The sequence below is a fragment of the Lactococcus garvieae genome, from assembly GCF_016027715.1.
In the GTDB taxonomy this organism is placed as follows: Bacteria; Bacillota; Bacilli; order Lactobacillales; family Streptococcaceae; genus Lactococcus; species Lactococcus garvieae_A.
This window is the reverse complement of record NZ_CP065691.1, coordinates 1268738-1291243: the sequence shown is the minus strand read 5'-3', so window position 1 is coordinate 1291243 and position 22506 is coordinate 1268738. Positions and strand designations below refer to the sequence as shown.

Genomic DNA, 22506 nt, shown 5'->3' with positions numbered 1-22506 from the left:
TATAATTTAAAGTGGAAAATTCAGAATATAAAAAGAGGTGAAAAATGCTTACAGAAGAAATCAGAAGAGACTTCTTACAAGCTTTAGAGACAGGGGTCAAACCTGCGACTGGATGTACAGAACCAGTGGCTGTGGCTTATGCTTCAGCAGTTTGTAGTAAATATTTGGGAAATCAACAGATAAAAAAAATAAAGGTCTGTGTCTCAGCGAATGTCATGAAGAATGCCCTTGCAGTAATAGTTCCGGGAACAGGAGAAGCTGGTGTAGAGGTAGCTGCAGCTACGGGTGCACTTGCGGGTGATGCTGAAGCAGGACTGAAAGTTATTTCGAGCGTGCCCGAGGGTTCGCTTGAGGAAATCCTTGAGCTTGCAAAATCAGACAAAGTGAGTGCAGAAGTCGCTGATGTTGAAGACAAACTTTATGTAGAAGTTTCCATTTGGTCAGTAAAAGATAAGGTAACTGTAAAGATTGTTGAGGGACATACAAATATTTGTTTGATTCAAAAAAATGAAACAATTATTTTTAAGAAAGAAAAAATCTTATCTAAGAAAGAGCCTTCCACTCTTGATGTTTTGAAAGAAAGTACTTTCAAGGATATTTGGGAATTTATAATGTCTCAAGATTTGAAAGATATTGAACAGCTCAAAAAAGCTAAGGATTTAAATATGCGTTTGGTGGAAGAAGGACTAAAGCATGATTATGGCATGAAGATGGGGCAGACCTTGCTGGCAGGTAGAAATCTTCGAGAACTTTCTTTAGAAGAAAGAATAGTTGTATGTACAGCAGCAGCTTCGGATGCGCGTATGGGAGGCAGTCAGCATGCGGCAATGACCAACTCTGGTTCAGGAAATCAGGGAATTACAGCAACCGTACCCGTCTGTGTATTTGGTGAAGCGAAAGCAATAACAGAGGAAAAACTGATTAGGGCATTGACTTTATCTCATTTGACAGCACTTTATATTCACGCTTTTTTGCCAGTACTTTCGGCTTATTGTGCTACTGATTCTGCTGCTATGGGGGCCGCGGCAGCTCTAATTTATATTGATTCAGCAGATGAAAGCAAGGCTGAGAAGGCTATTAAAAATATGATTGGAGATGCGGTTGGGATGATTTGTGATGGGGCAGGGTTTTCTTGTGCCGTAAAGGTAGTTAGCTCCGTATCTTCAATGTTTAGAGCAGTACGGCTTGCCCAAGCGGGGGTGGTTATTCCTGCTTCTAATGGCATTGTCTCTGAAAATGTGGATGATTGTATTCGTGATTTGGGCTTTTATGTTTCGCATGGAATGCAAGCCTCTGATCCAGTGATATTAGATATCATGTTAAATAAAAAACTCAGATAGATTTATCTGAGTTTTTTATTATTTTTTTGGCTCTCCATGGGGATAGAAGTTTTCCTTGGACATTTCATTATAAATTACATAGATAGCTTCGCGAGGCGCTCCTGTGTGTTTCATTACGGATTCCGTAATTTCTTTAGCTAGAGCTTTCTTTACTTCAGTACTACGCCCCTCAACTAATTCAACATGTACAAATGGCATGATAATGCCTCCTTATTAGTTATTTTATCCTTATATTTTATCATTTTTTTCATAAATGAGTAAGAGTAGAATGTAAGTAATCTAAATGTAAATATTAAGAAATTTTCTGAGTTGATTTCTTTGATTTAGAGTTTTTTATAATTTATAATTATGCATATAATGTAATTTTAGAAAAAGTGTTAACATTCTAATAATTAGAGTTTGTGGCATTTTTAACAACTATTTTCCTGATAGTTTAGTATTTAGAATAAGAGGAGGACATTGAATAAAAAAAGTTGTTGAATGAATATTTGATAAAGGAGGATGTATTGTGAAAAGTCAAAAAGGAAAATATTATCTCAAAAGTAGTCAGTACTTAAAAAAACATTTATTATCAGCCAGTATAACAGGTAACGTACTTTGGCAGGAGCTGTAGTAGCGGGGGCTTATAGTCTTTTTCCCAATCCTATCGTTGCGGAAGCAGCCGTTTTAGGAGTCGAAATTTTTGGAGATACAAATTCTTCAAATAATACAACTTCAAGCCTATCAGACCCATACCCAGAAGGAACGCAACAAAACGTTGACTTTACAATTTCGGGCTCATCGGTAGTGAACACCAACGTCTTATCAGGTACACGCTATGCAGTAATTGTGATACCTCCTGAGTTGCGCGGCGTAGTCACACCCGGTACAGCAACTGGACAGACCAATGTTTCAGTGGATTTGACTCAGATCCCACTTTTAACAGGTCTCGTTGGGACTCTCAATAATACTTTAGCAGGCTTAACAACTATCGTTGATACAGTAACGAGTACAGCAGGTCTCAGTTTTGATACGACCCGTCTTTATAGAGATTTAAATCTCCTGTCAAACGTGATGACGGTTGACCAAGGAAGCTGGACGCAAGCAGCTACTTTAAGTCAAGATGGTTCAATGATTATTGTCAATCTGGATAATGGAATCGGCCCAGTCTTGACAAATAATATTATTAACATTCTGCAGGATTTAGAAGAGGCTATAAATGAATTAAACGTTACGGTTACTGGAAATGACCCGCTCGGTCTTTTACATGCGACAGCTGCAACCCTTAATGGCACTTTAGCACCTGTTAAGAGTACGCTCGCACTTGCAGTTGATGGTGTCTTGTCCCCTCTTTTAAGTGATACAGGTGCTTTAACTCAACAATTGTTAGATGTGGCTGTTTTAGGAAGTACAACAGTAACCGTCCCAACAACGATTGATATTCCTACTACTTCAAGCACATCAGGGACTATTACTTCAAAATTTGTAGGTACAATTGTTCAGACTGATCTTTTGGATGTAAGTATCTTTAGTGGTTCAGACAGTTTCTCTAATATTTATTGGAATGGAAGAGCAGCACTTCCTAGTTCTCCTGTGATTTCAAGTGTTACAGGGAATTCGACAAATGGATACGTGGTGACAGGTACAGCGGATCCAGGCAACACCGTGAAAATCATTGATCCGGCTACAGGGCAAGTTATTGGGACAGCCGTAGCTGATGGTTCGGGGAATTATAGTGTTACATTACCCGCCGGTTCAATTGGGGCCAATGCTGATATCAACGCAACAGCGACGGATCCCTCAGGAAATGTAAGTGCTCCGACACCTGGTAAGACACCAGCTGACCCAGCGGACACCACCGCCCCAGATGCGCCAACCATTACCGCTGTAACCGGAAACTCTACCGATGGTTATACAGTCACCGGTACAGCGGAAGCCGACTCCACTGTTGAAGTTAAAGACGGTGCAGGCAATGTAATTGGCAGTACGACAGCCGATGGCTCAGGCAACTACACTGTCACACTTCCCGCAGGTTCCATCGGAGCGGAAGCAGATATTAGCGTCACTGCCACCGATGCGGCGGGCAATGTGAGTGATCCAGCCACAGGTACAACGCCTGCAGATTCTGCAGATACTACAGCCCCAGATGCCCCCGTTATTACTGGTGTAACAGGGAATTCTACCGATGGCTATACAGTCACCGGTACAGCGGAAGCCGACTCCACTGTTGAAGTTAAAGACGGAGCAGGCAATGTAATTGGAAGTGCGACAGCCGATGGCTCAGGCAACTACACTGTCACACTTCCTGCAGGTTCCATCGGAGCGGAAGCAGATATTAGCGTCACTGCCACCGATGCGGCGGGCAATGTGAGTGATCCAGCCACGGGAACAACCCCAGCCGACTCCACAGATACTACGGCTCCAGATGCACCAACCATTACGAATGTAACAGGAAATTCTACAAATGGCTATGTGGTGACAGGTACAGCGGAAGCGGGCACTACAGTTATTGTCAAAGATGCTTCAGGCAATACTCTAGGCAGCGCGACAGCTGACGGCTCAGGCAACTACAGTGTGACTCTTCCTGCAGGTTCCATTGGAGCGGAAGCAGATATCAGCGTGACTGCCACTGATGCGGCAGGAAATGTGAGTGACCCAGCCACAGGTACAACGCCAGCCGACTCCGCAGATACCACAGCTCCAGATGCGCCCGTAATCACAGGTGTAACAGGAAATTCTACCGATGGCTATACCGTTACTGGTACAGCGGAAGCTGGCTCTACAGTTATTGTTAAAGATGCTTCAGGCAATACTCTAGGCAGCGCAACAGCTGACGGCTCAGGCAACTACAATGTGACTCTTCCTGCAGGTTCCATCGGAGCGGAAGAAGATATTAGCGTCACTGCCACCGATGCGGCAGGTAATGTGAGTGACCCAGCCACAGGTACAACGCCTGCCGACTCCGCAGATACCACAGCTCCAGATGCCCCCGTAATCACAGGTGTAACTGGAGACTCTACAAATGGCTATACCGTTACTGGTACAGCAGAAGCCGGATCTACAGTAATTGTCAAAGATGCTTCAGGCAATAGTCTAGGTAGTGCCACCACTGATGGCTCAGGCAACTACACTGTCACACTTCCCGCAGGTTCCATCGGAGCGGAAGAAGATATTAGCGTCACTGCCACCGATCCAGCAGGGAATGTGAGTGACCCAGCCACAGGTACAACGCCAGCAGACTCTACAGATACTACGGCTCCAGATGCCCCCGTCATCACAGGTGTAACTGGAGACTCTACAAATGGCTATACCGTCACTGGTACAGCGGAGGCTGGCTCTACAGTTATTGTTAAAGATGCTTCAGGCAATACTCTAGGCAGCGCAACAGCTGACGGCTCTGGCAATTACAATGTGACTCTTCCTGCAGGTTCCATCGGAGCGGAGGAAGATATTAGCGTGACTGCCACTGATGCGGCAGGCAATGTGAGTGACCCAGCCACAGGTACCACGCCTGCCGACTCCGCAGATACTACTGCCCCAGATGCGCCTGTTATCACAGGTGTAACAGGAAATTCTACCGATGGTTATACAGTCACCGGTACAGCGGAAGCCGGCTCCACTGTTGAAGTTAAAGACGGTGCGGGCACTGTAATTGGCAGTGCGACAGCTGACAGCTCTGGCAATTACACTGTCACACTTCCTGCAGGTTCCATCGGAGCGGAAGAAGATATCAGCGTGACTGCCACTGATACGGCAGGCAATGTGAGTGACCCAGCCACAGGTACAACGCCTGCCGACTCCGCAGATACCACAGCTCCAGATGCGCCTGTTATCACAGGTGTAACAGGAAATTCTACCGATGGCTATACAGTCACTGGTACAGCGGAAGCGGGCTCTATAGTAATTGTTAAAGATGCTTCAGGCAATACACTGGGCAGTGCGACAGCTGACAGCTCTGGCAACTACAGCGTGAGCCTCCCTGGTTCAATTGGTGGAAATAAAGATATTAGCGTCACTGCCACCGATGCAGCGGGGAATATAAGTAACCCAACATCTGGTAAAACTCCAGCCGACTCTACAGATACAACGGCTCCAAAAGCACCAACCATTACGAATGTAACAGGAAATTCTACAAATGGATATGTGGTGACAGGTGCAGCGGAAGCGGTCTCTACAGTTATCGTTAAAGATGCTTCAGGAAACACCCTAGGCAGCGCAACAGCGGATAACTCAGGCAACTACAGTGTGACACTTCCCGCAGGTTCCATCGGAGCGGAAGCAGATATTAGCGTGACGGCCACCGATGCAGCAGGGAATGTAAGTGCCCCAGCCACAGGTACAACGCCAGCCGATCCTACTAAACCAGCAGACACTACACCTCCTAATGCCCCTACTATTTCATCAGTAACAGGAGATTCTAGTAAGGGTTATGTAGTTAAAGGTAAAGCTGAAGCTGAAGCAACTGTAGAGATAAGAGATAAAGCAGGTAAACTTTTAGGAACAGGAAAAGCGGATGCTTCGGGCAATTACAGTATTGTTCTTCCGGCAGGTTCTATCGGAGCAATGGCAGATATTATCGCGACTGCAACAGATGCGGCTGGTAATATTAGTAAGCAAACGACTGGTAAGACCCCAGCTGATCCAGCAGATACTACAGCTCCTGATGCACCTGTAATCTCAGGTGTCACAGAGAATCCAGCAGGTGGACATGATGTTAGTGGTAGTGCTGAACCGGGTTCTACAATCACAATTACTGATGGGAATGGTAATGTCATAGGAACAGGAACAGCTGATGATTCAGGGCACTTTACAGTTACACTTCCAGCTGGTAGTGTAAAACCTGGACAAGTTCTTAACGTAACAGCTACAGATGCAGCGGGAAATATCAGTAATCCAAGTCATGTACAAATACCATTTGATACTTTTGTACCAGTAACATTTGGAGGAACAGGTGAACTATATTCTAGTGGCTTACCTTCATCTTATGCAACAGATATGTATCTACCTGATACAGGAGAAAGTGATAACGTTGCTCAAACAGTTGCAGGCTTTAGTATCTTGGCATTTGCAAGTATGTTGATATCTAAATTGAGAAGAAAAAAAGATATTAAAGAATAAGTGAGTATACACAAAACTCAGGCTAATAGCCTGAGTTTTTTTGTACTTCTTTTTAGCAATTCTAAAATAATAAGCATTAAATTATATATATAATCTAATGCGATGTTATAATATTAATGAAGAAAGGATTTTATTTTTATGAGAAAATATTTTGCAGAATTTATTGGAACATTTGTTCTTGTATTTCTAGGTACAGGGACAGTAGCGATTGCCAACACTGGTGATACGGCTATTAGTTATTTGGGAATTGGTTTATCTTTTGGTTTAGCTATAACTATTATGGCTTGCGCCGTTGGAGGAGTATCTGGAGGGAATTTCAACCCTGCAGTGTCTCTTGCGATGATGATTAACAAACGTTTGGAAATCAAAGATGGTATTGCTTATATCATTTCACAATTTGTAGGGGCTATCGCCGCTTCTGCAGTTCTCTCAATCTTTATCAAGGCACTGAACTTGCCTAAAGATGGTTTTGGACAAACAGATTTTCCAAATATTACAGCAGGGGAAGCTTTCTTATTTGAAGCAATTATTACCTTCCTATTTGTATTTGTTATTTTGATGGTTACAAGTGAAAAGTATGGTAATGTTGCTTTGGCCCCAATTGCTATCGGTTTAGTATTATCTTTCTTGATTATTGTAGCCTTAAATTTGACTGGTGGATCATTAAATCCAGCACGTAGCTTTGGACCTGCAGTCTTTGCAGGCGGAACAGCCTTGTCACATTACTGGGTATACTTATTAGCTCCATTGGTAGGTTCAGCTATTGCAGCTGTAGCCGCAAAACTTATGGGCAGCGAAGAATAAAGCTAAAAGAGCAGAAAGAATATTCTGCTCTTTTTATTTAAATAAAGAACAGACTTGATTTTTATCAAGTTTTTTTCTTTGGAAGAAAGTTATACTTCAACTATAGACTAAAGAAGGAGAAATAATCATGCAAAAATATTTTCTGAAACAAAAGGATAAGATGACTTTTATCAATGCTGGTTTGCTTATCTTAGCACTATTGTCCCATTTCGTATTGAAAAATGTAGAGATAGAAGGCGTTTTATTAATAAGTGCCGCAATTATAGGTCTTATACCGATTGCTATTCAAGCTTTTCAAGCTCTTCGTATCCACTTCATTAGTATTGATCTACTCGTTACGATAGCTGTAGTTGGTGCTTTTTTCATTAAGAATTACGAAGAAGCTGCTGTTGTTGTTTTTCTTTTCCTATTTGGCGCATATCTAGAAAAAATAACTTTGCGAAAAACAGGCACAGCTTTAAATAAACTGGTCTCCATGATTCCTGAAACAGTGCTACTCAAAACTGAAAATGGAGACTTTATCGAAAAAGATATTGAATCAGTGGCAGAAGGAGATATTCTTTTAGTAAAAACAGGATCAAAGATTCCAGTAGATGGGACTATTTTAAATGGTCAAGGGTATACAAATGAAGCTAATATCACGGGTGAATCCTTACCTCAGCGAAAAAGAAAAGGAGCAGAGGTTTTTGCGGGAACTCTCTTAGAAAATGGTACCTTACAAGTTCAAGCAGATAAAGTCGGAGAAGCAACGACTTTTGGTCAAATTATTGAACTTGTGGAGGAAGCTCAAGACTCCAAGTCTCAGGCGGAAAAAATCATTGATAGGTTTTCAAAATACTACACACCCATAATCTTAATATTATCTTTGTTTGTTTGGATTTTCTCTCATAATTTCGAACTAGCAATTACGATTCTGGTACTCGGATGTCCGGGCGCTCTGGTTATTGGTGTACCTGTATCGAATGTTTCAGGAATTGGAAATGCAGCTAAAAAAGGTATTTTACTTAAAGGGAGTGAGGTGACGAGCCAACTGAGTCAGGCAGATACCGTCGTTTTTGATAAAACAGGAACCTTAACCTTAGGCAATCCAGAAGTATCAGAACAAATCATTTACGGCGAGGTAGAGAACAGTCTAGATTATTTAGCAAGTGTGGAGGAAGAATCAGATCATCCCTTAGCTAAAGCTATTGTCTCCTCTATCAAAAACTATGAAAAGTTAAAAATAGAACAGACAGAAGTAATAAAAGGAGGAGGAATACGTGCGCAGATTAAAGGACGTGAAGTCTTAGTTGGCAATCTGAGGTTGATGGAGAACAATCAGGTGGAGATGAGTGTGAAAATAGATAAAGATACAAAAGCTTTAGAACAAAGAGGAAATTCAATCGTTTTACTAGCCATAGATAAAAAAGTCCAACTTTTGCTAGGTATCCGCGATAAGATACGACCAAATGCAAGAGAAAATCTTCAAAAAATGAGAAAACTTGGAATGAAAGAGCTCATTCTACTTTCAGGAGATAACCAAGATACTGTAAATCTCATTGCTGATGAGCTAGAAATAAAACAGGCTTATGGAAATATGCATCCAGAAGATAAGGCTACCTTTATAAAAAATCTACAAGAACAGTCAAAAAAAGTCATTTTTGTAGGGGATGGGGTTAATGATAGCCCATCCTTAGCACATGCTGATGTCGGCGTTGCCATGGGAAATGGTACAGATGTCGCAATTGAAACTTCTGACTTGGTCTTGTTGAACTCAGACTTAGATAAATTGCCTTATGCTTTGGGATTGAGTAAAGCAACTACTCGAAACATGAAGGGAAATATTATTATAGCCATAGCAGTAGTAATCTTTTTACTTTTAAGTCTTATCTTTAGTCATTGGATGAATATGATGATTGGGATGTTGGTTCATGAGGGCAGTATATTGATTGTGATTTTAAACGGGATGAGGTTACTAAATTTTTCACTGAAAAATAAATAAAATCTTGACTATTATCAATTTTTTATTTGAGATATAGTTTTATACTGTTCATATAAATAAGAGAGGAGCAATAAAATGGATAAATTACAAACTTATTTAAAGAAAAATAAAGAAGTCTTGGATTTATATAGCCATGCTATCACTAAAGCACATGGAGATAATCATCCAGAAGTTTTTGAAGTCAGAGCTATTTACTTAAAAATCCAAGAAAAAGCAGGAGAAGAAAACTTAGACTCAGAGTTCAAGCGTTTGAGAGAAATCACGGATGATTATAAAATTCCCAATGATGTATGTCAGACATTTGAAAAAACATACTGTTTATTAGAAGAAGCTGACACAATTTATAAAGTTGAAAAGTAAAGGAGAGTGAAGATGAAAAAGGCAGTTTTGACATTAGAAACACTTGCCTGTCCAACATGTGTGCAAAAAATAGAGAAGGCTGTAACCCGCATTGAGGGTGTCGATAAAGATAGTGTTACCATGATGTTCAATGCACATAAACTTAAAGCAAAATTTGACTCTGAAAAGGTAACGCTTAATGATATCGGTAAAGCAGTGGAAAGCCTTGGCTATAGGGTAGAAAAAGCTGTAGAAAAATTACTGTGAAACACTTAGTCTCTTTCATATGTTATGATGATAAAAGCAACACCTAAATAGAATTTTGAGAGGAAAATCATTATGCCCCAAGCTCATTTGTGTGTGGGTCTTGTACCACTATTTAACCACTTGTTGATTGAGGAGCAGGAGCGGATTGAACACTTGCTGGTTCATCAATCGCTAGAAAAAGGCGAAATGATATTCACACCAGATTCGGAACCCCGTTTAATCATTGTAGCTCAAGGGAGCATGCGTGTTTATCGTCTGGCTATGACTGGAAAGGAACATCTTATTCGGGTACTGGAAACAGGCGAATATGAAGGGGAAAATCAGCTTTTTGGTGTGGAAAACAAGACGAATTTTGCCGAAGCACTATGCGCTACTGAAATTTGTATCCTTAGGCAATCGGACTTTAATAAATTATTATTAACTTACCCACGGTTGGCCCTCAAATTGCTAGAAATGAATGCAAAGAAAGCTTCCAGCTTAGAACAACATACCCAATATCTAATGCGAGAAAAAGTAGAAGGACGTCTTGCCGCCTATATTCTGGATTTGATGGTGGATAATCATACAAAGAATATTTCTTTGCCACTAAAAATGAAGGAACTTGCAATATTTTTAGGAACAAGACCAGAAACACTGTCAAGAAAGTTTAGAGAGCTAGAAGAAAAAAAGGCGATTCAGCGGAACGGTAGAGAGATTTTTGTAACAGATATAGACTATCTAGAAGAACTTACCTAAGAAAAAAATGCCTCCATTATGAGTGCATTTTTTTTACTTTAAATTTTGTTCTTTCTGCGAAGGAAAAAACTTGCAGAAGTTATACTAAGAAGGAGTAGTCCAAGAATGTTAAGAAGATAATTCTTAGTATCACCTGTTTTAGGCAATGCTTTTCCTTGTTGGACTGTAACATTTTGAGAGGTAACCCCTGTAGATAAGTTTTGGATTTCAACTGTAGTACTTGTCTGAAGTGAGGTGTGTTTTTGCTTAGCTGGATTTTTTTCGTTACTCACTTCATTGATATCAACAGGATTTATTTTTACTGCATTGTTTGCATTATCCTCAATATCGGTAGGCGTAATTTTTTCAGTAACGATAGGGTCGATCTCTTCAAGTTTTTCCGATTCATCCGTAATTGTTTCTTCAGAAGTGTCGATGTTTGTTTCTATTTGATGAGACTCAGCTATATTGTTTGTATTATCTTCAGTATCGGTAGGTGTTATATTCTCAGGAATAATAGGATCAATCCCTTCAAGCATTTCTGATTCATCCGTAATTGTTTCTTCGGATGGGCTGATGTTTGTTTCTATTTGATGAGACTCAGCTATATTGTTTGTATTATCTTCAGTATCCGTAGGTGTTATATTCTCAGTAACGATAGGGTCAATTTCTTCAAGCATTTCTGATTCATCCGTAATTGTTTCTTCGGAAGTGTCGATGTTTGTTTCTATTTGATGAGACTCAGCTGTATTGTTTGTATTATCTTCAGTATCGGTAGGTGTTATATTCTCAGGAATGATAGGATCAATCTCTTCAAGTTTTTCCGATTCATCCGTAATTGTTTCTTCGGAGGTGTCGATGTTTGTTTCTATTTGATGAGACTCAGCTGTATTGTTTGTATTATCTTCAGTATCGGTAGGTGTTATATTCTCAGGAATGATAGGGTCAATCTCTTCAAGTTTTTCCGATTCATCAATGAGGGTTTCTTCATTTGCTTCCTTGATACCTTTTTCACCATTCGCATCACCATCTGCAAAGAGATTGACAACATCAAAGCTTCCTTGATCTTGAATAGCATTTTCTCCATAAGGCTGATAGCTAATGTCACACGTATTGGTAAAAGATTTAATTGTGTTATCTGTAATATTTGTGCTGTACATAAAGCTGAAAGAGGCTAGACGCGCGTGCTCACGATTGATTGTGATAACAAAAGAATCATCCGTATGTACTTCAATACTGCCATACCCTTGAGCCACAAATTCATCTCCAGTGAGTTGGAAACGCCCTAAAGAGTTATCAATGATGACATTGAAAGATGTTGTATCAAGCTGTTGTCCTGCACCATGTGTATCAGTTAAAACAATATCGCCTGACAAATCTTCCTTGTTCATATTCGCATTGATAAACCAGCGCACAGTATTCTTCTCGCCCAGCATATCGCCACTTTTCCAGAAAAAAGGAAGAACTCCAGGTTGTTCATTTTCTCCAGTATCACCTTGAATCGTGATTTCCTGCGCTATGGCAGTGGTGTTTAAATTCGTTGTGATAGTGGTCTTATTTGGATTCTTTGTGCGTGTTGCTTCTATACCAAAGTTAAAATGACCTTTCACACGTTCGAGATCATTTACCTTTTCGTTAAAGGTGGCAATAACGCGGTCTTTATAGATTAAAGCTTGCCCAAGTTCGCCTAAAGCTACCGCCCGAGGTGAACCGTCAGTTTCAGTCATACCTTGGAGTTCATCCGGAAGTAAGAAGGTAATGGTATCTCCAGCTTTTACTTTAATATCGTCTTTACTACTAAATTCTACACGCAAAGAAGTCGTCTGGCCTTGTACAAGGTTAGTATCAGAAAAGTGGATACTATCAATAAAGTTGGTATTGCTTAATTCGGCTGCTGATGCTTTAGTGGGGCAAAGGAGCAAACCAAAAAAAGCGGTAAAAAAAATGAGCAATATCTGAATTGTTCGTTTCATATAAAAATATATTTTCCTTTTTGTCTTTCTTTTTCGTTAATTGACTTTTTCAGTCTGTTAAAAATTTTAGCAAATTGATTTTCAAAACACAAAGGAAGCGACTTACCTCAGAATATAATTAACATAAAAATATATAATTTGATAAAATAGAGGATAGCAAAGGGGAGTCAATCAAATGATAACAGCTATCGCAACAGATATGGACGGAACATTTTTAGATGAGAAGTCTACTTATGATAAAAAGCACTTTTCGCGTATACAGGAAGCCTTAAATAAAAAAGGTATTCGTTTTATTGTGGCAAGTGGTAATCAGTATTTTAAATTAAAGTCGTATTTCGAGGATACAACAGATATTATTTTTATTTCTGAAAATGGTGGTATTATCACAATTAATGATGATATGGAAATGGTTTCGAGTTTTACACATGATGAAGTGAGAGATGTACTTGGTTTGCTTTCAAGCCATAATATACCGGTGGTCTTATGTGGTGCTCAAAGTGCCTATACTTTAGACTCTGTTTCGGAAGAATTTGAAACTTTTGCTCACAAATATTATGAAAAGCTACAACTCCTTCCTTCTTTTGATAAATTACCTGATGATACATTTGTCAAATTTGCAACTATCATCCCAGAAGAAGATTTGACTACAGTTACAGCAGAATTAAATGCCAATTTTAAAGAAGGTATAAAGGCTGTGACAAGTGGAAATATCTATCTTGATATTGTACTTGAAGGAAGTAATAAAGGAGCGGCAATTAAGAAAGTATTAAGTGAATTAGAACTTTCAGCAGAGGATTTAGCTGCATTTGGTGATGCCAATAATGACTTGGAAATGTTAGAAATGGCGGGCTATTCTTATGCTGTTGCAAATGCCAATGATCAAGCGAAGGCAAAGTCAAAAAAGATTATCGGAAGCAATAGAGAAAAAGCAGTACTGGCTGAAATAGAGAAAATCATTCAATGAACAAACAAAAAAGCACATTCTTAATGTGCTTTTTTAGATTTCTAAAAATCTTATTTTTTGTGGTGATCCATCTTTTCTTTGACACCATCAACAGCATCTTCTGATGCGTCTTTGATATCTGAAGCAACTTCTTTTACCTTACCGATTGTTTTATCAAGGAAGCCTTCAGCTTTTTTCTTGTCATCACCTGTAACATCACCAACAACTTCTTTAGTGTTACCTTTAAGTTTGTCTACTGTACCTCTGTCTGTCATAAAAAATTCCTCCTTGTTATTTATACTTCCATTTTACTGGTTATCGACTCAATTTGCAATATATTCAACTTGCAAATTGAGTCTCCTTTTTATTGGGGTAGCAGACCTAAGTTATCCTTAAGTAAAAGCTAATATATTTGACGTGGGTATTTGAATTTGGTAAACTTTATAAAAGTGACACGGTGTCATTTCAAACCTAAAAACAGGAGAAGGAAAGTGCCTAAAGCTACATATCTCAAACTTCCAGAATCAAAAAAGCAACGCATTTACGCAGTTTGTAAAAAAGAATTTTCTGATAAACCTTTTCATCAAGCAACGGTCAGGGACATCGTGCAAGCTTTGGAAATTCCGCGTGGCAGTTTTTATCAGTATTTTGAAGATTTAACGGACTGTTACATGTATGTCCTGTCTCAAGAGACGAAGGAGCTTCATAATCTTTTTATAGATTTGATTCAGAAACTTCCATTAATGGAAGCTTTGGAAGAATACAAACACTTATTGTTAAAAGAGTTGGTACATAATGAAAATTATTCCCTTTATAAGTACAGATTTTTAGACTGGAACTATGAGTTAAGCTTGGCTTGGAAAAAGTATAACCATCAAACATTTGTGACAAAAGAACCTGTCTCACCCATGATTTCTGTTTTCAAATCAGTGGTTCATGACCTTGTCTACAGATTGTTTGCTGAGGAATGGGATGACAATGAGTTTATTACACATTACGACAATGAAATCGCAATTATTATGAATGGCGTTTCAATGAGCCATATTCATCACTAAAAAGGAGAACGAGGAGACATATATGTTTTTATCACTTAAAGAAATTTTTTACTACAAAACAAGGTATGCCTTGATTGCAACAATAATCTTTTTAGTTTCATATGTTGTTTTTATTCTTTCTGGTCTATCAACAGGCTTAGCGAGTCAATTCAAGCAGGCAGTTGTAGACTGGAATGCAGAAAAGATCGTACTTTCGGATAGCTCTAATAATATTTTATCGGCTTCGCAAATATCTGAAGCAGAACTTCAAAAGATTGAAGGAGATGCTTTATCTCCTGTTTCCATTTTCTCGACATCTATTAATCAAGGAAATGACCAGAGAGAAAATATCACTGTGATGGGCCTGCCCACGGACTCCAATGTTATGCCGAGTATTGAGGACGGTGAAAACTTCTCAGAAGATGGTAAAGAAATAATTATTCCGAAAAACTTAGCAGACAAAGGTTATAAAGTCGGAGATAAAATCAAAGTAGGCAATAACGACGTTGAATTAAAAATTGTCGGTATTGTAAAAGAAACTTATTATTCGGCAACTCCCGTTGTTTATGGTTCCTTCACTACTCTTTCAGCGATTAAAAATATGAATGCAGCTCCTGCTGATGCTTCCGTTAATGGGGTAATTGTAAAATCTGGGAATGTAAGCCTTAAAGGTACAAGTGGGGATAAGTTAAATGTCATAACTATTTCACAACTGATAGATAATATCCCAGGTTACTCTGCTCAGAAAACAACCTTGAATGCCATGATTTATTTCTTGTTCTTAATAGTGCTGTTAATCATTGCTGTATTTATGTACGTTATTACCTTGCAAAAAGTGCCTATCTTTGGGATTATGAAGGCGCAGGGAATCTCAAACTTCCATATTATGAAATCCATCTTATGGCAAAGTTTCTGGCTGTCTTTAGTGGGAGTAGCTTTAGCATTTTTCGGAAGTTATTTGACAAGCTTTGTGCTCCCGCAAGCAATGCCGTTTTCAATTGATTTTTCTATCTGGGCTATTTATAGTCTTATCCTGATTTTCGTTTCGATATTGGGCTCTGTGTTCTCTCTTTACACGATTAGAAAAATTGATCCTACACAAGCAATTGGAGGTTAAAATGAAAGAAATTTTACTTATGGATGAGGTCACAAAGAGCTTTGGTACAGGCCGAACAGAAGTTCAAGCATTAAAAGGAATTGACCTGCGTGTTCAAGCAGGAGAATTTATTTCTATTATAGGCCCTTCTGGATCTGGTAAAAGTACTTTTTTGACAATAGCAGGTGGCTTGCAGTCCTCAACAACTGGTACGACGAAGATAAACACAATTAATTTTAACAAGCTCTCTGAAAAAGAGCGCTCAAAAGTTAGATTTAAGGAAGTCGGTTTTATTTTACAAGCTTCTAATCTAATCCCTTATCTCACAGTTGGAGAGCAATTAAAACTTGTAGATAAGATAAATAAAAAAAGTATCAATCGAGATAAAATTAATGAAATGCTAGATTCTTTAGATATTCTAGAATTACAAAATAAATATCCGAGTGAACTGTCAGGTGGGGAAAGGCAACGTGTAGCGATAACACGCGCGCTGTATAATGATCCCAGCTTAATTCTAGCTGATGAACCCACAGCCAGTTTAGATACTGAGAGAGCCTATCAGGTAGTGGATATCTTAAGAAAAGAAGCCCATGAAAAAAATAAAGCGACCATCATGGTTACACACGACTCGCGTATGATAAAAAATAGTGACAGTGTTTATAGAATTGAGGATGGTAATCTTTTTAAAGTCGATGATTTTTAAAAGTTAGCTAAAAAAATGAGGTAGTATTTACCTCTTTTTTTATTTATACTTTATTCTCTTTTTCTCTAAAATAAAATTTTTAAGAATAGAGGTAAATTATCTAAATTATTAGACTGTATCCTTTCAAATAATGGCAAAAAATAAAATAAGATTAAAATACTTCTCTATGAATTATTAAATTGAAGTATTAACTTCTTTAATATATAATTAAGAGAGAACAAAGAGATGTGTAAAGGATATGAGATAATATAATATTTTTTTATTATAAATACATTATATTCACGAAGGAAAAGTTAGAATAGGGAGTTGTAGTAGTGAAAAAAATGGAAGTAAGTATTTATAGGATGATTTATGCCTTTTTAGGTGTGACTTTAACTGTTGATGTTTTATTATCCTTGAGCCGTGGGACACTTTATCAAAACTTAAGTTCAACCGTGCTATTAGTTGCTCCTATTTTGATAATGGTTTATATTATATCAACACAAAGGGATAGAGAAAGATCTTGGAAAACAGTCCTTATATTTTTAATGCTGTCTCTCATCTTTATATTAGAAGCAGGTGTTTTTCTAGGTCATGGTTTAAAACCTATTCCCCTCTTTAATGCTTTAAGCCTTCTTATTTATGTCGGGCTCTTCCGCGTTTTTTCCGAACATAAAGAGGGCATAAGCGATATAGAAATAAAAAGATGGGCCTTTGGTTTGTCGGGATTTTACATAGCACTTGTCCCTGCTTTTGCCTTTTTATCTATAAATCAAGAAACTTTTGCTCTTTTTAGCAATATCCAAACCTTCTTGGTTATTATGACTTTACTTTTAGAATTTATAATTGTTGTTTTTTCAGCGATGGCGCTTTTTAAAAAGTTTCAAAAGAAGATAGGTAAATTCATTTGGGCTGTTTTAGCTGTCTTTCTTGTTGTTTTTGGGGCAATACTTTTAAATGTTTTAAGCCCTGAGGTTAATGCACAGTTAATATCACGTTTCTTATTACTTGTACAGATAGTAATGGTAATTGCTTTGATTGGTGAGAGTATATATACTGGACTTTCGAATTATTTTAGGTCCGATCAGAAGCTCTTACTGTATGTTATATCTGTTCTGCCCCTCGTTTTTCTTTTTGAAAATAAGTTTTGGGGTTTAAGTTATCTTAAAGAGATATTTGAGATTCTTATCGATAAATTAACGTGGTTTGCCATTTTCTTTTCAATTCTTACATTTATCTACTATACATTAGAAACAATATTGCTGTGGTATGCCTATAGTACAAAGAGCTACACCCGTGAATTAAGCCATGTAAAAATAGAAACACACCATCGTATCCTTGTATTGATTCCCTGCATGAATGAAGAACTTGTCATCAAAAACACTGTCAAAAGTCTATTGAATACAAATTATGAGAACTTAGATATCTATGTGATTGATGATGCCAGTATAGACAATACTGTTAAAGAAGTAGAGGAGTTTAAGGGTAATAAGAGATTTCATCTCTTACAAAGATTCCAGCCTGAGGCACAACAAGGAAAAGGAGAGGCTCTCAACTGGGCTTATAAAAAAATAACAGAATCTTATCTAGATAAAGGCTATATTTTTGAAGAAACGCTTATCACGATTATTGATGCTGATTCGAGTGTGGAAACAGACTATTTTGATAAAGTTAACTTGGTCTTTAATTCAGACTTTGAGCTAACAGGTCTACAGTCTAAAGTTCAAGTCATCAACCGAAACCGAGACACTTCTCAGGATTTAGAGTTCGGAGAAATCATCAATGCGACACAGTCCTTAAGAAGTAAAACTAATACCGTAGCTTTTGGTGGAAATGGGCAGTTTTGTAAACTAAGTACGCTTTATTCATTGCATGAAGCGCCTTGGACAACTTCACTAGTCGAAGATTTTGACTTATCACTGCGCCTGTTTCTCTCAGACATATATAATGTACGTAATGTGCAATATGATGATATTAAAATAAAACAAACGGGTATTTATGATGATCCGATGTCCTTGGTTAAACAGCGCGTGAGATGGGCGCAAGGAAATATTCAGACCTTTAAATATATTTTCCCAATTATTAAGTCCGAAAACTTAGAACTCAAGCAAAAGACAGAGCTTTGCTTTACCTTAATCAAGCCATGGCTCATGGCTATAGAATATATGGTAGTTATCTACACAGGTATTGTGTTATTTGGGACACTATTAATATATGGTCTCACACAAGCAGTGCAAAGCTTTGTTCTGGTATTTATTTTTATGGTTTTCTATATATTTCTTATCAATATTGTTTGGGCAGTTCTTTATAATAGAAATAATCAAGAAAAATTTAAAATCAGTCATGTTCTGAAAGATGCTTATTATTTAACAAAGTTTCTCATTATACTGAGTCAGATATATCCTCAAGCAATATTCAGATATTTCAATTCACAAAATACTTGGGATAAAACGAAACGTCAGGCTTAGATTTTAAATTTAACTCATGTAGATTAGAAAGGAAGTAACTTTGAAAAAAAAGATTTTTGACGAAAATAATTATATATATTTTTACAATAAAATATATGACCAAGAACGTAAAATCAAAGGTGCGGAGTGTGTACTGAGAGAACAAAATGCTGAGCAAGAATGGATACTTCCTCCAAATATTGACTCCCTCCCGTTTTTTATATTAAAAGATCAGATAAAAGAAGGTATAGTTGATGTTGAAGCTGAACATTTTAAAGTTTTAATAAAATTAACAATTCAACAATTTCTGAGCCGGAAGTTTAAAAAATCTATTCAATCAATCGTGGAAGAGTTGAAGCCTTTCGATATTGTTATTGAAATTTCGCATAATGAGATTGTGAAATTGAAGCATTTAAGAAGGGTGAGCCGTAGAATTAAATATTGTAAAACTTATGGTATACTTTTCTCCATTAATAATCTTGGTGCAGAATTTTATTTTGCACGAAATATTCACCGCTTGCTCCCTTTAATCGATATATTAAAGCTGGATATGCGACATTTTAATGATAAGGAAAAATGGCTAGATTTAACCATTAAATTTTGGCTTAAACTGGCAAAGAAGTATCAACTTGAACTAGTGGTATCTGGTGTTGAAACCAAGGAAGATGAGAAGCTTGTTGATTTACTTAAAATTAATTTGAGGCAAGGTTACCTATATGGGCCCCCTCAAAAATCAATCCAGGGATGAAGGGTTCTTTTCCCCCGTGGAGAAGAAAAAGAACCCACCATTTTTATATAGAGGAGAAAAGTAGGTTTGAAATTTGATGAATTAATTTTTTATAGACAGAAAATTATTAATTTTGCTGAGGATAAAGAAGTAGAATACGAGCTATTATTACGTTTAAGAACATCAGACGGCTGCTATTTTCCAAGTGAAATGTTTGATGAGATAGTCTCAGATCATGAGAAACACAATTTGTACTTAAAACGATTAGATGAACTATTGCAAGAACAACTTAAGAAAGACGATTACACCTACTCCCTAAACTTGGATTACCAAGAACTTTATTTTGATGAAACTGTCGAATTTTTGAGAGATTTCAAATATAAAAACAGGTTAAGAATCGAGCTTACTGAACGTTTACCGGTAAATTGCTATGATGAAGAAAATGTTTTACCTTTAGAAGCAATAAAATCAATTAAGGAAATGGGATACGCCATCGCCTTAGATGATTTTCTGTCGGGTATTAACCATTACACAACTTTGTTTGTACTAAATGCTTATGTGGACCGTGTTAAAATTTCTGCATTAGATTTTAATAGCTATTTATCTCATGATGAGTTGCAGAAATTTATATTTTCTATTGTGAATACTATCGCGTTTCTTGAAAAAGAGATTGTTATAGAGGGAGTCGAAGAGGAAGAAGTTCTTGCGGCTTTTCCCAAGGAATGGCTTCAGCAAACTTATTATTATGACAGGCCTCATGACTTCTAATGGAGGAGAAGAAAGATGATTCATATTGAAGATATATTAGGAAGTAACTTTATTGATAAAATTTTCTTGATGCCAACTGTACTGGGTATAATGTTTATTGCTAAATATATGATTCAATACTACCAATTGGATCAAAATAAAATCACAGCTTATATTTTAAATTCGAGTAATTTTGCACTTTTTATTATCCTTCTTAAATTTTTATTTAGTGATATTGACCAAGGCTCGCCATATGGTTACCTCATCAGTGATATTTCGCTAGTTTTTATTGCAATTTCTGTGGTCTATCTGGTTACACCGCTCTATAAAAATATTGAATATGAAATATTGCCTCAATTTATCATATACTATCTTTTGTACTTGCATGTCTATGGTTTTCATTTGAGATCCACCTTATTAGTGCTCTCAGGCTTGACTCTGTTTTGGTTAGTTATTTATGCACTATGCAATTATCGAAAAGTCATCACGGCGCACTATATATCCTACTTTTTCCTGAGTGTTTTTATCACACTTGCAGCCGTTTTAGTAGCAATTTCCCAATTCCATGTTCCGATAAGTTATACGATAGGTATTTTCTTTAAGATTCTTGCTGTGTTAGTTATTGCGAAGGTCGCTATTTATTTGATCAGTATCATTGCATTGATGTATTCAGATTTGAAGCGAGATGCCTATATTGATATTTTAACAGGTACCTATAATCGTAAAAAATTCGAGGATGTGCTTAATGAAGTTCTATTCAGTAAAAATGTGCCTAGCTTTTCAATTGCTTTGTTTGATATAGATGCTTTTAAATCTATTAATGACAACTATGGACACTTAGCAGGAGATTACGTCCTTAGAGAAATTAGTACAGATATCCGAGAACTATTGATGCAGGAACACAGTAATGGACAGCTTTTCCGATATGGTGGTGATGAATTTTTCATAGTATTTAGAAACCAGACAGGTGAGGAAGCCTATAGGATGATGACTCAAATTACGAAGAATATTTCAGATAAAGAGTTTGCATATAATGATATTCCATTTAACGTCTCAATCTCTGTAGGTGTTGCTGAAATAACTGATGAAAAGAACCCTGAAACGATTATTGATAAGGTAGATAAAAATCTGTATGTAGCAAAAGCAAACGGAAAAAATCAAGTCTATTATGTTTAAAAGGAAAGCTAGAAAAAGTAGAAATGGAAGAAGATATGAAAAAAATAATGCTTGTCTTTGGAACACGACCTGAAGCAATAAAAATGGCACCTTTGGTCAAGGCTATAGAAAAAGATGCTCGCTTCCAAGCAGTGACAGTTGTAACTGCTCAGCATAGAGAAATGTTAGATCAAGTCTTGGACATCTTTGAGATAGTACCTGATTATGACTTGGATATTATGGGAAAAAATCAAACTCGGAGTCAAATTACTACGCGAGTGATTGATGCAATTGACCAAGTGCTTGTAGAAGAGTCTCCAGATATAATGCTGGTACATGGCGATACTTCCACAACCTTTGCAGCCTCTATCGCCGCTTTTTACCATAAAGTTATTTTGGGACATGTTGAAGCTGGTTTAAGAACTTGGAACAAATATTCTCCTTTCCCAGAAGAGATGAACCGACAAGTAACAGATGTTCTCTCAGATATCTATTTTGCACCAACAGAAGAGAGTAAGCAAAATTTGCTAAAAGAAAATCATGCAGCAGATAATATCTATGTTACAGGGAACACTGCCATTGATGCCTTAAGGTTCACGGTTCCTGCTCATCTGCAAAAAGATCGTCGTCAGATTCTTGTTACCATGCATCGTCGTGAAAACCTTGGGGAGCCAATGGAAAATGTCTTTAGAGCCATTAAAGATATTTGTAGAGACTATCCGCAATTTGAAATGGTCTACCCGCTTCACAAAAATCCAAAAGTCCGAGAAATTGCTTATCGCATACTTGGTGACTTACCAAATGTTCGCCTGATTGAACCACTAAATGTTGTTGATTTCCACCGCATGGAAAATGAAAGTTATATTATTTTGACAGATTCAGGTGGTGTGCAAGAAGAAGCTCCGTCATTTGGTGTACCTGTTCTTGTTTTACGTGACACAACCGAACGTCCTGAGGGCGTTGAAGCAGGGGCTCTTAAGCTCGTGGGTACTGGGCAAGAAGAAGTCTACCGCGCTATCCGTGAACTTATTGAAAATGAGGAAGTCTATCAAAAAATGAGCAACTCCCAAAACCCATATGGGGATGGACATGCCAGTGAAAAGATTCTGGATGCTATTGATCAGTATTTGGGAAATTAAGATAAAAAGTTAATGGAGCTA

19 protein-coding genes are annotated in these 22506 nt (G+C 37.6%); 16 read left to right on the top strand and 3 right to left on the bottom strand.

What is annotated here, in order from left to right; genetic code table 11:
* Positions 1-44 precede the first annotated feature (44 nt).
* A complete protein-coding gene (locus I6G50_RS06395) occupies positions 45-1340 on the top strand; it encodes a serine dehydratase subunit alpha family protein (RefSeq protein WP_197908285.1) in 1296 nt (431 codons plus the stop codon).
* An 18-nt stretch (positions 1341-1358) separates the two neighbouring features.
* Here I6G50_RS06395 and I6G50_RS06390 read toward each other — a convergent pair whose 3' ends face one another.
* Positions 1359-1538 carry a 2-hydroxymuconate tautomerase gene (locus I6G50_RS06390; protein ID WP_081164902.1) on the bottom strand — a complete coding sequence of 60 codons (180 nt, stop codon included), beginning with the start codon at positions 1536-1538 and terminating at the stop codon, positions 1359-1361.
* Between the two features lie 399 nt (positions 1539-1937).
* Between I6G50_RS06390 and I6G50_RS10520 the strand changes: the two genes are divergently transcribed.
* The 6 genes from I6G50_RS10520 to I6G50_RS06350 all read left to right on the top strand — a co-directional run bounded on the left by I6G50_RS10520 (position 1938) and on the right by I6G50_RS06350 (position 10563).
* Positions 1938-6437 carry an Ig-like domain-containing protein gene (locus I6G50_RS10520; protein ID WP_232252339.1) on the top strand — a complete coding sequence of 1500 codons (4500 nt, stop codon included), beginning with the start codon at positions 1938-1940 and terminating at the stop codon, positions 6435-6437.
* Positions 6438-6575: 138 nt separating this feature from the next.
* Entirely contained in the window at positions 6576-7241 is a 666-nt protein-coding gene (locus I6G50_RS06370; protein WP_197908284.1) for an MIP/aquaporin family protein, read from the top strand.
* A 127-nt stretch (positions 7242-7368) separates the two neighbouring features.
* On the top strand, positions 7369-9222 hold the full coding sequence (locus I6G50_RS06365) for a heavy metal translocating P-type ATPase (RefSeq protein WP_197908283.1): 1854 nt from the start codon (positions 7369-7371) through the stop codon (positions 9220-9222).
* A gap of 75 nt (positions 9223-9297) precedes the next feature.
* On the top strand, positions 9298-9582 hold the full coding sequence (locus I6G50_RS06360) for an iron-sulfur cluster repair di-iron protein, ric (protein WP_081168807.1): 285 nt from the start codon (positions 9298-9300) through the stop codon (positions 9580-9582).
* 12 nt (positions 9583-9594) lie between these two features.
* A complete protein-coding gene (locus I6G50_RS06355; protein ID WP_197908282.1) occupies positions 9595-9828 on the top strand; it encodes a heavy-metal-associated domain-containing protein in 234 nt (77 codons plus the stop codon).
* Positions 9829-9900: 72 nt separating this feature from the next.
* On the top strand, positions 9901-10563 hold the full coding sequence (locus I6G50_RS06350) for a Crp/Fnr family transcriptional regulator (protein WP_081168811.1): 663 nt from the start codon (positions 9901-9903) through the stop codon (positions 10561-10563).
* Positions 10564-10601: 38 nt separating this feature from the next.
* On the opposite strand, the gene I6G50_RS06345 is transcribed toward I6G50_RS06350, so the two are convergent.
* Entirely contained in the window at positions 10602-12515 is a 1914-nt protein-coding gene (locus I6G50_RS06345) for a collagen binding domain-containing protein (protein WP_197908281.1), read from the bottom strand.
* A gap of 175 nt (positions 12516-12690) precedes the next feature.
* Between I6G50_RS06345 and I6G50_RS06340 the strand changes: the two genes are divergently transcribed.
* Positions 12691-13479 carry a Cof-type HAD-IIB family hydrolase gene (locus I6G50_RS06340; protein WP_197908280.1) on the top strand — a complete coding sequence of 263 codons (789 nt, stop codon included), beginning with the start codon at positions 12691-12693 and terminating at the stop codon, positions 13477-13479.
* A gap of 50 nt (positions 13480-13529) precedes the next feature.
* Here the strand turns inward: I6G50_RS06340 and I6G50_RS06335 are convergent, their stop codons facing one another.
* Positions 13530-13733, bottom strand: a complete 204-nt coding sequence (locus I6G50_RS06335; protein ID WP_003136033.1) for a CsbD family protein — start codon at positions 13731-13733, stop codon at positions 13530-13532.
* 216 nt (positions 13734-13949) lie between these two features.
* Here I6G50_RS06335 and I6G50_RS06330 point away from each other — a divergent pair, with 216 nt between their 5' ends.
* The 8 genes from I6G50_RS06330 (at position 13950) to wecB (ending at position 22485) form a co-directional block, all read left to right on the top strand.
* The gene (locus tag I6G50_RS06330) at positions 13950-14513 is read left to right on the top strand and encodes a TetR/AcrR family transcriptional regulator (protein ID WP_003136031.1); all 564 of its coding nucleotides are present in this window, start codon (positions 13950-13952) and stop codon (positions 14511-14513) included.
* Between the two features lie 22 nt (positions 14514-14535).
* Positions 14536-15609, top strand: a complete 1074-nt coding sequence (locus tag I6G50_RS06325) for an ABC transporter permease (RefSeq protein WP_003136029.1) — start codon at positions 14536-14538, stop codon at positions 15607-15609.
* A gap of 1 nt (position 15610) precedes the next feature.
* Entirely contained in the window at positions 15611-16291 is a 681-nt protein-coding gene (locus I6G50_RS06320; protein ID WP_003136028.1) for an ABC transporter ATP-binding protein, read from the top strand.
* Between the two features lie 323 nt (positions 16292-16614).
* Complete coding sequence (locus I6G50_RS06315) at positions 16615-18738, top strand: glycosyltransferase (RefSeq protein WP_420028278.1); 2124 nt, start codon at positions 16615-16617, stop codon at positions 18736-18738.
* Between the two features lie 40 nt (positions 18739-18778).
* A complete protein-coding gene (locus I6G50_RS06310) occupies positions 18779-19465 on the top strand; it encodes an EAL domain-containing protein (protein WP_197908278.1) in 687 nt (228 codons plus the stop codon).
* A 66-nt stretch (positions 19466-19531) separates the two neighbouring features.
* Positions 19532-20212, top strand: a complete 681-nt coding sequence (locus I6G50_RS06305; protein WP_197908277.1) for an EAL domain-containing protein — start codon at positions 19532-19534, stop codon at positions 20210-20212.
* Positions 20213-20227: 15 nt separating this feature from the next.
* Entirely contained in the window at positions 20228-21367 is a 1140-nt protein-coding gene (locus I6G50_RS06300; RefSeq protein WP_197908276.1) for a GGDEF domain-containing protein, read from the top strand.
* 35 nt (positions 21368-21402) lie between these two features.
* Positions 21403-22485: a non-hydrolyzing UDP-N-acetylglucosamine 2-epimerase gene (gene wecB / locus I6G50_RS06295; protein WP_197908275.1), complete on the top strand. Its 1083-nt coding sequence runs from the start codon at positions 21403-21405 to the stop codon at positions 22483-22485.
* Positions 22486-22506 lie beyond the last annotated feature (21 nt).

What these genes read in the sequence shown, in the direction of transcription:
- I6G50_RS06395 (WP_197908285.1), top strand. Translation starts at nt 45, where the DNA reads ATGCTTACAGAAGAAATCAGAAGAGACTTCTTACAAGCTTTAGAGACA.
- I6G50_RS06390 (WP_081164902.1), bottom strand. Translation starts at nt 1,538, where the DNA reads ATGCCATTTGTACATGTTGAATTAGTTGAGGGGCGTAGTACTGAAGTA.
- I6G50_RS06370 (WP_197908284.1), top strand. Translation starts at nt 6,576, where the DNA reads ATGAGAAAATATTTTGCAGAATTTATTGGAACATTTGTTCTTGTATTT.
- I6G50_RS06365 (WP_197908283.1), top strand. Translation starts at nt 7,369, where the DNA reads ATGCAAAAATATTTTCTGAAACAAAAGGATAAGATGACTTTTATCAAT.
- I6G50_RS06360 (WP_081168807.1), top strand. Translation starts at nt 9,298, where the DNA reads ATGGATAAATTACAAACTTATTTAAAGAAAAATAAAGAAGTCTTGGAT.
- I6G50_RS06355 (WP_197908282.1), top strand. Translation starts at nt 9,595, where the DNA reads ATGAAAAAGGCAGTTTTGACATTAGAAACACTTGCCTGTCCAACATGT.
- I6G50_RS06350 (WP_081168811.1), top strand. Translation starts at nt 9,901, where the DNA reads ATGCCCCAAGCTCATTTGTGTGTGGGTCTTGTACCACTATTTAACCAC.
- I6G50_RS06345 (WP_197908281.1), bottom strand. Translation starts at nt 12,515, where the DNA reads ATGAAACGAACAATTCAGATATTGCTCATTTTTTTTACCGCTTTTTTT.
- I6G50_RS06340 (WP_197908280.1), top strand. Translation starts at nt 12,691, where the DNA reads ATGATAACAGCTATCGCAACAGATATGGACGGAACATTTTTAGATGAG.
- I6G50_RS06335 (WP_003136033.1), bottom strand. Translation starts at nt 13,733, where the DNA reads ATGACAGACAGAGGTACAGTAGACAAACTTAAAGGTAACACTAAAGAA.
- I6G50_RS06325 (WP_003136029.1), top strand. Translation starts at nt 14,536, where the DNA reads ATGTTTTTATCACTTAAAGAAATTTTTTACTACAAAACAAGGTATGCC.
- I6G50_RS06320 (WP_003136028.1), top strand. Translation starts at nt 15,611, where the DNA reads ATGAAAGAAATTTTACTTATGGATGAGGTCACAAAGAGCTTTGGTACA.
- I6G50_RS06315 (WP_420028278.1), top strand. Translation starts at nt 16,615, where the DNA reads ATGGAAGTAAGTATTTATAGGATGATTTATGCCTTTTTAGGTGTGACT.
- I6G50_RS06300 (WP_197908276.1), top strand. Translation starts at nt 20,228, where the DNA reads ATGATTCATATTGAAGATATATTAGGAAGTAACTTTATTGATAAAATT.
- wecB (WP_197908275.1), top strand. Translation starts at nt 21,403, where the DNA reads ATGAAAAAAATAATGCTTGTCTTTGGAACACGACCTGAAGCAATAAAA.